This is a genomic window from Streptomyces tibetensis, assembly GCF_007655005.1.
GTDB classification, from domain to species: domain Bacteria; phylum Actinomycetota; class Actinomycetes; order Streptomycetales; family Streptomycetaceae; genus Streptomyces; species Streptomyces tibetensis.
Genome location: NZ_SZVW01000003.1, coordinates 477,188 through 490,471 on the forward strand (window position 1 = coordinate 477,188; position 13,284 = coordinate 490,471).

Below are 13,284 nucleotides of genomic sequence, written 5' to 3' on the forward strand. Positions count from 1 at the left end.
TGTTTCAGAAGGCTGCGTTGTAGATGACGCCACCCAGCAGGCCGCCGATCAGTGGTCCGACGACGGGAATCCACGAGTAGCCCCAGTCGGACGTGCCCTTGTTCGGGATCGGCAGGATGGAGTGGATGATGCGAGGGCGGAGGTGACGCGCCGGGTTGATGGCGTACCCGGTGGGTCCACCCAGGGACAGGCCGATACCGACGACCAGGAGGGACACCAGCAGGATCGCGATACCGGACCCGTAGATGCCGCCGCCGCCGGGGACCAGGCCGATGCCGACGCCTTCGACATGCCTGTCCTGGCCGACCAGGGCCAGGATGGGCAACACCAGGGCGATGGTCGCGAGGATCTCCGTGACCAGGTTGGCGATCGGGTTCCGGATCTCCGGGATCGTGGAGAAGATCCCGAGTGTCGGAACCGGTTCGTCCGCTGTGCCCTCCGTGGTGCCCGTCTTCCGCGTGTTGGCCGCGAACTGGGCGTAGTACACCAGGTAGCACAGGACGGCCCCGATCATGGCGCCGGTGATCTGGCCCAGCAGGTAGACCCAGACCTTGCTCCACACGCCGGTGTCGACGGCGAGGCCGAAAGTGACGGCCGGGTTGATGACCCCTCCGGAGAGGGGAGCGGCGGTGTACGCGCCGGCCAGCACCCCGAAGCCCCAGCCGAACGTGATCACGATCCACCCGGAGGCCCGGGCTTTCGAGAATCTGAGGGTGACGGCGGCACACACGCCGGCACCGAAGAGGATCAGAATCGCCGTGCCGATCATCTCGCCGACGAAAATGTCTCCGTTAGTCATGGCTGCTCCTCAGCCTTGGCCCGGGACGAGCCGCCCCGGTCCTCACCTGCAGGGTGCGTTTCCCGTGACAATTCAGCCGAAGGCAGGGAGACGTCCGCGCCCCGCCCGGCATCCGTGACGAGCGTGCCGTCGCAGCCGAATCGCCCGAGAGGGAGTGGGCCTTGGCGCAGGCGCACCAGGCGCCGCAGTGCCGGAATACGCCGACCATGTGCGGCGATGTCGACTGACACCGGAAGTGTTCACCGGCACCCAGGGGGCGTCAAGGTCGCCGACCGCAACGGTTGACGGCCGTCGGACGGTCACCGGGCTCGCGCCGGGCCGACGGGCCGGTTGCTCGGTCCGGCGGCGCCCGGTCGGGTCGTTGTTCAGATCTGGTCCGGACCCGCGCGGGCCTGGATGCGCCGCGCGAGGCTTGGCTGATGGTGTCCGGCCTGTGCTGGACTCCGCCGGGAGGCAAAAGCCCAGCCGCACCTGACTCCTCGCTTGCTAGTGTCCAGGATTCACCTGACCTGGCGGTTTCTCAACCGCAGGAGATCCGCGGGGTCAAGGCCGCCGCGGATCCGCCCTGACGCCCGATGCCCTGCGCCGCCTCGACCAGGTCGGGTCCTCCGCCGCACACCCCTCTCCCAGACGCCTCAGACACCCTGTCCGCCCCTCTCGACCGCCACCCCGCAGCCCTCCGACACTGCCGCGGGCGCGGGCGCAGCCGCAGCAGCAGATGCCGGCAGCGGCGCAGCCGCAGACGAGGCCGCAGTCGCAGGCACCGGCGTCTGCGGCGAACCCCGTCGGGTCTCATGGCCCGGCACGCCCGCGCGGCCCAGCACCCAACTCGCCCCACGCAGTGCCTTCGCCGCCGCCTTCAACGGCGCCAGGCAGGCCGCGGCCTCCCGGTGGTCGGCCAGGCTGCCCGGCGTGCACAGCAGTGTCGCGAGTGACAACGTGACCGGCCGGCCACCCGCCGACCAGGAGACGTCCAGCACCGAGGCGGCCAGCGGATCGAGCCCGTCCGGATCAGCGAGCACCAGGAAATCGTCCCCGCCGACGTGTCCCACGCGCGCACCGTCCACCGCGGCTTCTCGCAGCGCCCGGCCCACCGCCCGGATCAGCTCGTCACCCGCCGCGAATCCGGCCCTGTCGTTGACCTGCTTGAAGTGGTCGACGTCCAGCCAGCTCAACGCGAACGCCCGCCCCGCGGCGATCCGCCGGTCCACCTCGCCGGTGATGGCGTCCGAGCCGGGCAGCCGCGTCAGCGGATTCTGCCCCACCGCTTCCTCCACCCGCGTCTCGGCGAGCGCTCGCACGAGGTCCGCGAGCCGCACGACCCCCACGCACCGGCCGTACTCGTCCACCACAGCCACGTCGTCCGACGTGCGGTCCCGACGGCCGACCGCCACCACGTCCAGCACCTCCCAGGCCGTCGCGTCGACGCCCACCGTCCTTGGCGGGTCACCGAGCTTGGCGGCGGGCCGGTCGGCATACAGGGCGTGCCCGTAGCGCCCCGACATCGACAGCAGGAACCGGGAGCGGTGCACCGACCGGACCGGCACGCCGGCGGTGTCCACGAGCAGTACCCCGGACACGTCCGGCGACTCGGTCAGCAGGGCGCGCACCTGCCCCGCGGACGCGGTCGCGGGAAGCAGAGCCGCGGGCCGGACGAACTCCCGCACCGACGGCCCGGACCGCGGCGCGGTCACCTCGGCGGGGGAGCGGGGCGGGAGGTAGACGTCCGCGGCGGGCAGGCGCGCGGGCGGCGCGAACAACTCGCCCTGCGCCAGCTGTGCCCCGGCCGCGAACGCCGCCGCGCACTGCCCTTCGGTCTCCACGCCCTCCACGGCCAGGAGCGCCCCCAGCTCGTCGCACAGCGTGCGCATCGACCGCACCGCCCCCGGTCGCGCCAGCAGCGACGCGTCCAGCTTCACCAGACCGGGCGAGAGGTCCGCGAGCAGGCGCAGGGGAATGTCCCCGTCCCCGACACCGTCCGCGCAGATCCGGAAGCCCTGTCCCCGCAGCGCATTCACCGCGTCCAGCAGAGCCTGCTGTGGCACATGTGCGTACGGCGGGCAGACGTCGATCGTCACCTCCCAGGGAAGCCGTCCCGCCGCGCGCACGGCCTCGTGCAGCGAGGGCAGTCCGCCGAGATCCGCGAGGGTCCCCGCGAACGCGTTGATGAACAGCGGAAGCAGGGTCTCCTTGCGCACCGCCGCACGGATCGCCGACACCGCCAGCCCGCAGTCGAGTTGGGGATCACGGCGAGCCTCGGCGAGGATGCCGCCGGTCTCCGGGCGGGCGAGTATCTCCAGCCCCGCGACCGCGCCGGTCGTCAGATTGACCACTGGTTGGAAGGCGAAGCGGAGAGTATCCGTCCAGGAGGGCACGGGAGCATGATGGACGCCACCGGCGCACGCCCGAGCACGGTTCATGAGACGTTCACGCAGGATTCCCGATCAATCACACAGCGTAAAGCTCAGGGGCAACTCGCCCGTGCCGCCGGTTGGTTGCCCTGTCGCACGCGGTCCTTCCCCTGGCGTCCACTCTCCTGATAGACGCAGGGGCATGACACGACTCACCACCGTGACACGTGCCCTGATCGCCGCAGTCGCCGCCCTGCTGGCGTCAACCGCCCTCACCCCTGCCGCCCGGGCCGGCACCGACCCCAAGGCGCCGAAGGACTTCGTGGCGCTGAGAAGCGTGGACCCGACGATCCTTCAGGAGATGCGTTACGTCACCCCGCACAACTTCGTGGGCGAGCGCATCGACGGTTACCGGCAGCCCCTCTGCATCCTCACCCGCCCCGCCGCCGAGGCCCTCCACAAGGCCCAACGCAGGCTCCTCGGCCAGGGCTACACCCTCAAGGTGTACGACTGCTACCGGCCCCAGCGCGCGGTGGACCACTTCGTCCGCTGGGCCGAGGACCTCGATGACCAGGCGATGAAGGGCGAGTTCTACCCCAACGTCGACAAGACGCGACTGTTCGCCGACGGGTACATCGCGGCGAAATCCGGCCACAGCCGCGGTTCGACCCTCGACGTCACGCTCGTCAGGCTCCCGGCCGAGCCGACCCGGCCCTATCGCCGAGGGGAGCCCCTGGTGCCGTGCTTCGCGCCCCAGGGCGCGCGCTTCCCGGACAACTCGATCGACATGGGGACCGGCTTCGACTGCTTCGACACCCTCTCGCACACCCTCGACCCGCGCGTCCAGGGCCGACAGCGCGCCAACCGGCTGCTCCTCAAGAGCACCCTGGAGGGCCTCGGCTTCGTGAACCTGCCGGAGGAGTGGTGGCACTACACCTTCAAGCCCGAGACCCATCCGGACACGTACTTCGACTTCCCCGTGGCCACGAAGTCGCTCACCAGCGCTCACTGAGCAGCCTGCCCATGGCGCCCTCTCCACGATCGGCTACAGTCCGCCGCGTGTCCGAAACTCAGCACTCCGCTTCCAACTCCGCCCCGAACTCCCACTGTTCGAGCTGCGGCGCGCCCTACGGAGAGGGCATCACCGGCTGGCCCCGCACCTGCCCGGTGTGCGGCGCCGTGGCCTACCGCAACCCTCTCCCGGTCGCGGTGGCCCTCCAGCCCGTGTACGACACCAAGGGCACCGCCCTGGTCGTCATCACCCGAACCATCGCTCCCGCGCGCGGGGGCATCGCCCTGCCCGGCGGTTACATCGACGACCGCGAGGACTGGAGGCAGGCCGTCATACGCGAACTGCGGGAGGAAACCGGCATCGACGCGGCCGGCCGGGACGTACGGCTCGTCGACGCGATGAGCTCACCCGACGGACACCTGCTGCTGTTCGGCCTCCTCCCGGAACGCCCGGCCGAGAGCCTTCCCTCCTCCGCCGGCACGGACGAGACGGAGGGCTGGCACCTCCTGCGCAGGCCGGAGGAACTCGCCTTCCCCCTGCACACCCTGGCCGCCCGGGCCTGGTTCGAGGGCCGGTACATCTGACCTCACGTGCTCCCCGGCCCCGGGCGAAACCCAAAACACTTGGCCCGCGGAGCCGGCGGAACTTCCACGGCCCTCCGGACCTCGAAACAGCCGGCCCACGGAGCCGATGACTCCCGGGCCCGGCGCTCGTGCGACTCCCGGGCCCGGTGCAGCTCCCGGCTCCAGGGCCTGGTGCAGCTCCTGGCTCCCGGGCCCCGCGTGGCTCACGTCTCCTCGGTTCCGCGCACCCGCACCGGGTAGGGCGGCGCACCTCCGCCGTCCTCACCCGCCCGCTCGACGACCACCCGAGAGCCCCTCCACCGAGCCGTGTAGCGCTCGATCTCCGGCTCGTCCCACCCGTCGCCCCCGTCCGGCACGACCAGCCCGCCCCCGGTCCGTCCCCGGGCGGGGGCCCACACGTCCAACTCCAGCCCCCCGTCCTCCCCACGTACCGGAAGCACGGCGCCCGCGCGCGCGAACACCGGGATGCGCGACAGCGGCGCGTCGACCAGCACCTGCCCCGGCCCCTCGTACGCCTGCCCCGTGGCGACGTCGTACCAGCGCCCCCGCGGCAACCGCACGGCACGCCGGACCGCGCCCGGCTCCAGCACCGGCGCCACCAGCAGGCTGTCACCCAGCAGGAAAGCGTCCTCGCAGTCTCGCAGCACCCGCTCCTCCGGCGCCGCCCACCACAGCGGCCGCACATAGGGCGCTCCGGTGCGCCTCGCCAGATGCGCCAGCGTCAGGAAGTACGGCAGCAGCCGCCGGCGCTCGACCAGTGCCACGCGCGCGTGCTCCAGCACGTCGCCACCGAACTCCCACGGTTCCCTGCGCCCCGCCCGCAGACTCGCGTGCGTACGGAACAGCGGCAGATAAGCGCCCAGCTGGAACCAGCGCAGATACAGCTCGGGAGAGGGATCACCGTCGAACCCCCCGATGTCCGGCCCCGAGTACGGGACGCCGCACAGCCCCAGCCCCATCACCAGCGCCAAGGAGGCCCGCAGTCCCGGCCAGCCGGTGGCGACGTCCCCCGACCAGGTCCCTCCGTAGCGCTGCATCCCGGCCCACCCGGAACGGGAGAACAGGAACGGCCGCTCCTCGGGCGCGAGCTTCCGCAACCCTTCGAAGCCCGCCCTGGCCATGCACAGCGCGTACACGTTGTGCGCCTCACGATGGTCACCGCCCCGCCCCTCCAGGGAGTGCCGGGTCGAGCGCGGCAGCGTCGACTCCCCGAAGGCGGTGAACGACGTGGGTTCGTTCATGTCGTGCCAGAAGCCCGAAAAGCCCTGGGTCAGCCGTTCCTCGTAGAGAGCGCCCCACCACGCACGCACGCGCGCGTGCGTGAAGTCGGGGAAGACCACCTCCCCGGGCCACACGACACCCTCCACGACCACCCCGGAGGCATCCCGCACGAACGCGTCCTCGGCCGCCCCGGAGTCGTACACCGCACGGCCCGGCAGGGCCTTCACACCCGGCCCGACGATCGATACCAGCCGGATGCCCTCCCGCCGGAGCTCCTCGGCCAGCACGGGCAGCTTGGGGAAGCGGTCCTGGTCGACGGTGAACACCTGATGAGCGTCGAGGTGGTCGATGTCCAGGTGCACGGCGTCCAGCGGCAGACGGTGCTCCAGGTAGCCCGCGACGATCCGCCGTACCTCCTGCTCGCCGCCGAACCCCCACCGTGCGTGATGGTGCCCAAGAGCCCACGCGGGCGGCAGCGCGGGCGCCCCGGTGAGCGACGCCCAGGCGAGCAGCACGCGCGCGGGCGTGCCCACCATCACCCAGCAGCGCAGCGGACCGCCGTCCATCCGCAGCTCGCTCGTCCCGGCACGGTCGTGCCCGGAACCCGCGCCCTCCTCGCCCTCGTGCAGCGTCACCGTGCCGTCCCACGAGCTGTCGTGGAACGCCAGATGCGTACCGCCGTCGGACACCACCAGCTGCACCGGCATCGTGATGTACAGCGGGTCGTCCCCGGGCGTGAAGGCGCGACCGGGATCGGAGTTCCACAACCGGTACGTCCCGTCCGGCAGCCGAGGACCCGAGGTGCGTCCCCCGAGACCGAAGAACCGCGCGTCCGCGCCCACCTCCGACCGCTGCATCCACCGCGCCGGGCCGCCGCCGACCGGCTCCCACCACCGCGGCGGCAGATCACGCCGCAAGGTGACCCCGCCCGGAGTCCGTACCTCCACGGCGCCGTGCCGCGAGACCACGACCGTCACCCGCTCCGCCACCACACGCCAGCCGCCGTCCTTGTCCGGCTCCAGGACCGCCCGTGGATCCGGCTCCGGGCAGCGTCCGGCCAGCGCGTAGGACGGCTCGGGCCCCGCCCCGTCCCAGTTGTCCGGCTCCAGGACCGCCCGTGGATCCGGCTCCGGGCAGCGTCCGGCCAGCGCGTAGGACGGCTCGGGCCCCGCCCCGTCCCAGCCCCAGAACACGGCCCCGTTCACGGCGACCAGGATCCGCAGCTCCGACCGGCTGAACCGGACGACACCACCCCCCGGCCCGGGCTCCACGTCCTCCACGGGCCCGGGCACCCGCGCACGCTCCGCCCCGCGCGCCGGCAGCCCGGTGGCGTCGGCCCGACGCCTGCGCCACGCTGCTCGTACGGTACGCACACCCTGCGCCGCCCCCACCGAAGCCACCGCTTTCACCGAACGCACCAGGTCACGACCGTTCATGCTGCTCACCCTGCCACTGACGGCCCTGCGCGGGCGTGTCGTTCAACTGCCGTTCACCCGTGCCAGGACCACATCTTCACGAGACGGACTATGTGGGGCGCGCCCTGGTGCCGAAGTCGATCACATGGCATTGTCCGTGCCAGCCGCTCACGCGCACACCCCAGCCCGTGCGCGGAGGACGCACACGACGCGCACAGTCCGGGAGCCGACCATGTCGACCGTCAGTCCCAAGCCGCTCTGGCAGCCCGACCCCGAGCGCATCGCCCGCGCACGGATCACCAGGTTCCAGGCCTGGGCAGCCGAGCACCACGGCGCCCCCGCCGAGGGCGGCTACGCGGCTCTGCAGCGCTGGTCCGTCGACGAACTGGACACCTTCTGGAAGGCCGTCACCGAGTGGTTCGACGTCCGCTTCTCGCAGCCCTGCGCGCGCGTGCTCGGCGACCGCTCGATGCCCGGCGCCGAGTGGTTCCCCGGGGCGACCCTGAACTACGCCGAACACGCCCTGCGCGCATCCGCCACCCGCGCCGACGAACCGGCCCTCCTGCACGTCGACGAGACCCACGAACCACGCCCCGTCACCTGGGCAGAGCTGCGCCGCCAGGTCGGCTCCCTGGCCGCCGAACTGCGCGCCCTCGGCGTGCGCCCCGGCGACCGGGTCAGCGGCTACCTCCCGAACGTCCCGCAGGCGGTGGTCGCGCTCCTCGCCACAGCCGCGGTCGGCGGCGTCTGGACCTCCTGCGCGCCCGAGTTCGGCGCCCGCAGCGTCCTCGACCGCTTCCAGCAGGTCGAACCCGTCGTGCTCTTCACCGTCGACGGTTACCGCTACGGCGGCAAGGAGCACGACCGGCGCGAAGTGGTCACCGAACTGCGCCGCGAACTCCCCACCCTGCGGGCCGTGATCCACATCCCGCTCCTCGGCACCGAGGCACCCGAGGGCGCCCTGGACTGGTCGGCCCTCACCTCCGCCGACACGGACCCCGTCTTCGAGCAGGTGCCCTTCGACCACCCCCTGTGGGTGCTCTACTCCTCGGGTACGACCGGACTGCCCAAGGCCATCGTCCAGTCCCAGGGCGGCATCCTCGTCGAGCACCTCAAGCAGCTCGGCCTGCACTGCGACCTCGGCCCCGAAGACCGCTTCTTCTGGTACACCTCGACCGGCTGGATGATGTGGAACTTCCTCGTCTCCGGCCTGCTCACCGGCACCACGATCGTCCTCTACGACGGCAGCCCCGGCTACCCCGACACCGGCGCCCAGTGGCGGATCGCCGAACGCACGAAGGCCACCCTCTACGGCACCTCCGCCGCCTACGTCATGGCCTGCCGCAAGGCCGACGTGCACCCGTCCCGCGACTTCGACCTCTCCTCCGTCCAGTGCGTCGCCACCACCGGCTCGCCCCTGCCCCCCGACGGATTCCGCTGGCTCCACGACGAGGTCCGCGACGACCTGTGGATCGCCTCCGTCAGCGGCGGCACCGACGTGTGCTCGTGCTTCGCGGGAGCCGTACCCACCCTCCCGGTCCACGTCGGCGAACTCCAGGCCCCCTGCCTCGGCACCGACCTGCAGTCCTGGGACCCCAGCGGCAGCCCCCTCGTCGACGAGGTCGGCGAACTCGTCGTCACCAACCCCATGCCGTCGATGCCCATCCACTTCTGGAACGACCCCGACGGCAGCCGCTACCACGACAGCTACTTCGACACCTACCCCGGCGTGTGGCGGCACGGTGACTGGATCACCCTCACCTCCCGCGGCTCCGTCGTCATCCACGGCCGCTCCGACTCCACGCTCAACCGCCAGGGCGTCCGCATGGGGTCCGCCGACATCTACGAAGCCGTCGAGAGGCTCCCCGAGATCAGGGAATCCCTCGTCATCGGCATCGAGCAGCCCGACGGCGGCTACTGGATGCCCCTCTTCGTGCACCTGGCTCCCGGAGCCGTCCTCGACGAGGCCCTGCTGAACCGCATCAAGCAGACGATCCGCGAGCAACTGTCGCCGCGCCACGTCCCCGACGAGATCATCGAAGTACCAGGCGTCCCCCACACCCTCACCGGCAAGCGCATCGAGGTCCCCGTCAAACGCCTCCTCCAGGGCACCCCGCTGGAGAAGGCCGTCAACCCGGGCTCCATCGACGATCTCAGCCTGCTGGACTTCTACGAGGAGTTGGCCCGCAAGCGCGCCTGACGCCGACCCACCCCCGTCCCGCCACCCCCGAGCTCAAGGCGCAGACGGCAGCGGAAGCCGCTGTGACCTGCGCCTTCCGCCATCGGTCGAGCACACGATCATCCAGTCGCCCCTCACTGTCAGTGCCGCCGGTTACTGTGAGTGAGCATTGATCGACCGTGCACAGGGGGAACCATGACGCACACCGACAACCGGACCAAGCGCCGCGTCCTGCACCGCGAAATCGCCGGCACCATCGGCCTGCTCGCCGACGATCACGACTTCCGGGCCATGCGGCGCTACCGCAGCTTCACCTTCGACGACCACGCGACCTATCTGAAACACGTGGAGGGCCTCCTCAGGGCCAGGACCTTGCAGGGCAGCCACACCACAGTGGCCCTCTTCGACCCCGAGGAGTACGCCGATTTCTGCACACGGAAGGACCTGGACCCCGACACACCGTCGAGCCGCTCACGCTTCACCGCGCAGATCGCGGCGACAGGCCCGACCCTCCCCTACGACGGCCGACCGCTGGCCGACCTGCTCCCGGCCCTCGTCGACGAGGCCGTCCGGCAGGCCACCTGGGAGTACGCGACCACCCTCCTCGCCCGCCTCGGCGCCTGCACCTCCTGCGGCGAGGACATCGGACGCGCCGCCTTCACCCGAGCCGCAGAGCTCCTCGTCCGCATCCTCGACACGGCGCCACCGGGCGACCGCCACCTCGTCTGCAGTGTCACCGGACCGCCCGAAACCCTCGTCGCCGCCCTCCACATCACCGACGACGGGGCCGCCCTCGAACTGGACGAAACCGAAGCCCTCGAATTCACCACGGTCCTGGCCCTCGGCCTGGCCACCGAAAGCCCCGGAGGACTCGTCATCCGCGCCACCGCCCCGGGCACACCCGACCGCGTCTACGGCTGGCGCATGCGCTCCTACGGACTCGAACCCCTCACCGCAGGAGAGGTCTTCGACGCCTACTGCACCGACGTCGAATCCGGAGACCTGATCTCCCCGGAATCCAACGTCGACTACTGCGCGCCGCCCGACCTCGGAGAGGAGAAACCCGCCCGGGGGCATCGGCACTGAAACACAGCAGGGGCGCTCCACCTCAATGGAGCGCCCCTGCCGGGAAACGTGGTCGACCCGGTAGGGCCTACTCGCCCGACAGCACCGCCTGCGCCGCACTGCGCGCGTCCTCGGCGCTGTCCGTCGCCCGTGCCGCCGCAGCGGCCCGCTCACACTGCGCCAGCGTGTACTTCGCCAGCGTCGCCCGGACGTAAGGAATCGACGCGGCACCCATCGAGAGAGAGGTGACACCCAGACCGGTCAGCACACACGCGAGCAGCGGGTCGGACGCGGCCTCACCACAGACCCCGCAGCTCTTGCCCTCGGCCTTGGCCGCCTCGGCGGACAGCTCCACCAAGTCGAGCAGGGCGGGCTGCCAGGGGTCCTGCAGACGGGACACCGCACCCACCTGACGGTCGGCGGCGAAGGTGTACTGGGCGAGGTCGTTCGTCCCCAGCGACAGGAACTCGACCTCCTGGAGGATCGAGCGAGCCCGCAGCGCGGCCGACGGGATCTCCACCATCGCGCCGAACTTCGCCCGCAGCCCGGCCTCACGGCAGGCGTCGGCGAAAGCCCGGGCATCCGTACGGTCCGCCACCATCGGGGCCATGACCTCGAGGTATACCGGCAGCCCCTCAGCGGCCTCGGCGAGCGCGGTCAGCTGGGTACGCAGGACCTCCGGGTGGTCGAGCAGGGTCCGCAGACCCCGCACACCGAGCGCAGGGTTCGGCTCGTCGGCCGGCGTGAGGAAGTCGAGCGGCTTGTCCGCACCCGCGTCCAGCACCCGCACCACGACACGCCCCTCAGGGAACGCCTCGAGCACCTGCCGGTACGCGGCGACCTGCTTCTCTTCCGAGGGCGCCTGCTTGCTGTCGTCCAGGAAGAGGAACTCCGTACGGAACAGACCCACACCCTCGGCACCGGCCTCGACGGCGGCCGCCACATCAGCGGGACCACCGATGTTCGCGAGCAACGGCACCTTGTGCCCGTCTGCCGTGGCACCCGGCCCGGTCGAGGCCGCCAGCGCGGCCTTCCGCTCGGCAGCCGCAGCCTCCAGCTGCGCCTTCTTCTCGTCGCTCGGGTCCACGAAGATCTCTCCCGTGCTGCCGTCGACGGCGATCATCGTGCCCTCGGCGAGCTCACCGGCACCCGGCAGCGCCACCACGGCCGGGACCCCGAGGGCCCGGGCGAGAATCGCGCTGTGACTGGTGGGCCCGCCCTCCTCGGTGACGAAGCCGAGCACAAGAGTCGGGTCGAGCAGCGCGGTGTCGGCCGGTGCGAGGTCGCGGGCCACCAGGACGTAGGGCTCGTCGCTGTCGGGGACGCCGGGCATCGGCACCCCCAGCAGCCGGGCGACGATACGGTTGCGCACGTCGTCGAGGTCGGCCACGCGACCGGCGAGGTACTCACCGGCTCCGGCCAGCAGCTCGCGGTAGGAGGCGAACGCGTCGTACACCCCGCGCTCCGCCGTGCTGCCGACGGCGATCCGCCGCTCCACATCGGCCATGAGCTCGGGGTCCTGGGCCATCATGGCCTGCGCCTCGAGCACCGCCTGGGCTTCGCCACCGGCGAGGTTGCCCCGCGCCATCAGGTCTGCCGCCACCGCCTCGACGGCCTTGCGGGCGCGCCCCTGTTCACGCTCCGCCTCCTCCGCCGGTATCTGCTTCGCGGGCGGCTCGAGCACCGCCGTTCCCATGTGCCGAACCTCGCCGATGGCCACACCGTGGCTCACCCCGACGCCTCGCAACGTTGTCTCCATCTCACCCGTCTCCGATAAAGCGGCGGATCCAACCGCCGCGGTGGTTGTCGTACTCGCCGTCACAGGACGGCACTCGCGTCACTTCCAGAGGAAGAGACTGTCGCCGGCCTTCACATCGCCGTTGTCGCGAAGATCGGAGAGGGCTTCGGCCGTGGCTTCCAGCGCCACGACCGGGCAGACCGCGGACTTGCCGGCGCTCTCGACGGCCGCCGGGTTCCAGCGAACGACACCCTGGCCGCGCCTGACGGTGTCGCCCTTGTTCACGAGCAGCTCGAAGCCTTCGCCGTTGAGCTGCACGGTGTCGATACCGAGGTGGGTGAGCACACCGTGTCCGTTCTCGTCGACGACGACGAACGCGTGCGGGTGCAGGGAGACGATGACGCCATCCACGGGCGAGACGGCCTCGGAGGGCTCACGGACGGGATCGATCGCTGTGCCCGGGCCGACCATGGCCCCGGAGAAGACCGGATCCGGCACTGCCGCCAGTCCGATAACGCGTCCTGCGAGCGGGGACGTCACGGTGGTCATGGGAAGCCTCCCAGGGGTGGAGATCGATATGGCCGTCCCTGTAGGTACCGGGCGGCACACTGTTCAGCAGCGTATGTCACCTGAAGTGCCGGTTCCGCGCAGGCACCCCGAAGTGGTCTAGACCATACCCCAAATCGATTTGCACCAGCTCCGCGGCCGCGTGTACAGTCGTACTCCTGCTTAGGGCTGAGCGACGCAACCTCGCGTCCTGGCCGGGCAGCAACAAACTTGTCAGATCCTATCTCCGGATCTCCTTCTGCATGCCTGCAGGACGGTGGTCGGAGGGCCGGAAAAACACTGATAGAGTTTGGAACACCGAAGGGAAGCGCCCAGAGGAAAGCCCGAGAGGGTGAGTACAAAGGAAGCGACCG

At 71.1% G+C, this 13,284-nt stretch carries 9 protein-coding genes; 4 read left to right on the plus strand and 5 right to left on the minus strand.

Annotated elements, in window-relative coordinates:
• Positions 1-4: 4 nt before the first annotated feature.
• Positions 5-799 (minus strand): MIP/aquaporin family protein, encoded by a 795-nt coding sequence (locus FDO69_RS07090; protein ID WP_104778874.1) that lies wholly within the window; start codon positions 797-799, stop codon positions 5-7.
• 635 nt (positions 800-1,434) lie between these two features.
• On the minus strand, positions 1,435-3,219 hold the full coding sequence (locus FDO69_RS07095) for an EAL domain-containing protein (RefSeq protein WP_420878491.1): 1,785 nt from the start codon (positions 3,217-3,219) through the stop codon (positions 1,435-1,437).
• Positions 3,220-3,352: 133 nt separating this feature from the next.
• Here FDO69_RS07095 and FDO69_RS07100 point away from each other — a divergent pair, with 133 nt between their 5' ends.
• Positions 3,353-4,162 carry a M15 family metallopeptidase gene (locus FDO69_RS07100; RefSeq protein ID WP_104778876.1) on the plus strand — a complete coding sequence of 270 codons (810 nt, stop codon included), beginning with the start codon at positions 3,353-3,355 and terminating at the stop codon, positions 4,160-4,162.
• Positions 4,163-4,209: 47 nt separating this feature from the next.
• Entirely contained in the window at positions 4,210-4,746 is a 537-nt protein-coding gene (locus FDO69_RS07105) for an NUDIX domain-containing protein (RefSeq protein WP_104778877.1), read from the plus strand.
• A gap of 203 nt (positions 4,747-4,949) precedes the next feature.
• Here FDO69_RS07105 and FDO69_RS07110 read toward each other — a convergent pair whose 3' ends face one another.
• Complete coding sequence (locus FDO69_RS07110) at positions 4,950-7,403, minus strand: glycoside hydrolase family 31 protein (RefSeq protein ID WP_138430064.1); 2,454 nt, start codon at positions 7,401-7,403, stop codon at positions 4,950-4,952.
• 211 nt (positions 7,404-7,614) lie between these two features.
• On the opposite strand from FDO69_RS07110, the gene FDO69_RS07115 reads away from it, so the two are divergent.
• Entirely contained in the window at positions 7,615-9,582 is a 1,968-nt protein-coding gene (locus FDO69_RS07115; protein ID WP_104778878.1) for an acetoacetate--CoA ligase, read from the plus strand.
• Positions 9,583-9,756: 174 nt separating this feature from the next.
• Positions 9,757-10,647: a hypothetical protein gene (locus tag FDO69_RS07120; RefSeq protein WP_104778879.1), complete on the plus strand. Its 891-nt coding sequence runs from the start codon at positions 9,757-9,759 to the stop codon at positions 10,645-10,647.
• Positions 10,648-10,714: 67 nt separating this feature from the next.
• On the opposite strand, the gene ptsP is transcribed toward FDO69_RS07120, so the two are convergent.
• Positions 10,715-12,385 carry a phosphoenolpyruvate--protein phosphotransferase gene (gene ptsP / locus FDO69_RS07125; RefSeq protein ID WP_104778880.1) on the minus strand — a complete coding sequence of 557 codons (1,671 nt, stop codon included), beginning with the start codon at positions 12,383-12,385 and terminating at the stop codon, positions 10,715-10,717.
• 78 nt (positions 12,386-12,463) lie between these two features.
• Positions 12,464-12,913 carry a PTS sugar transporter subunit IIA gene (locus tag FDO69_RS07130; protein ID WP_104778881.1) on the minus strand — a complete coding sequence of 150 codons (450 nt, stop codon included), beginning with the start codon at positions 12,911-12,913 and terminating at the stop codon, positions 12,464-12,466.
• Positions 12,914-13,284 lie beyond the last annotated feature (371 nt).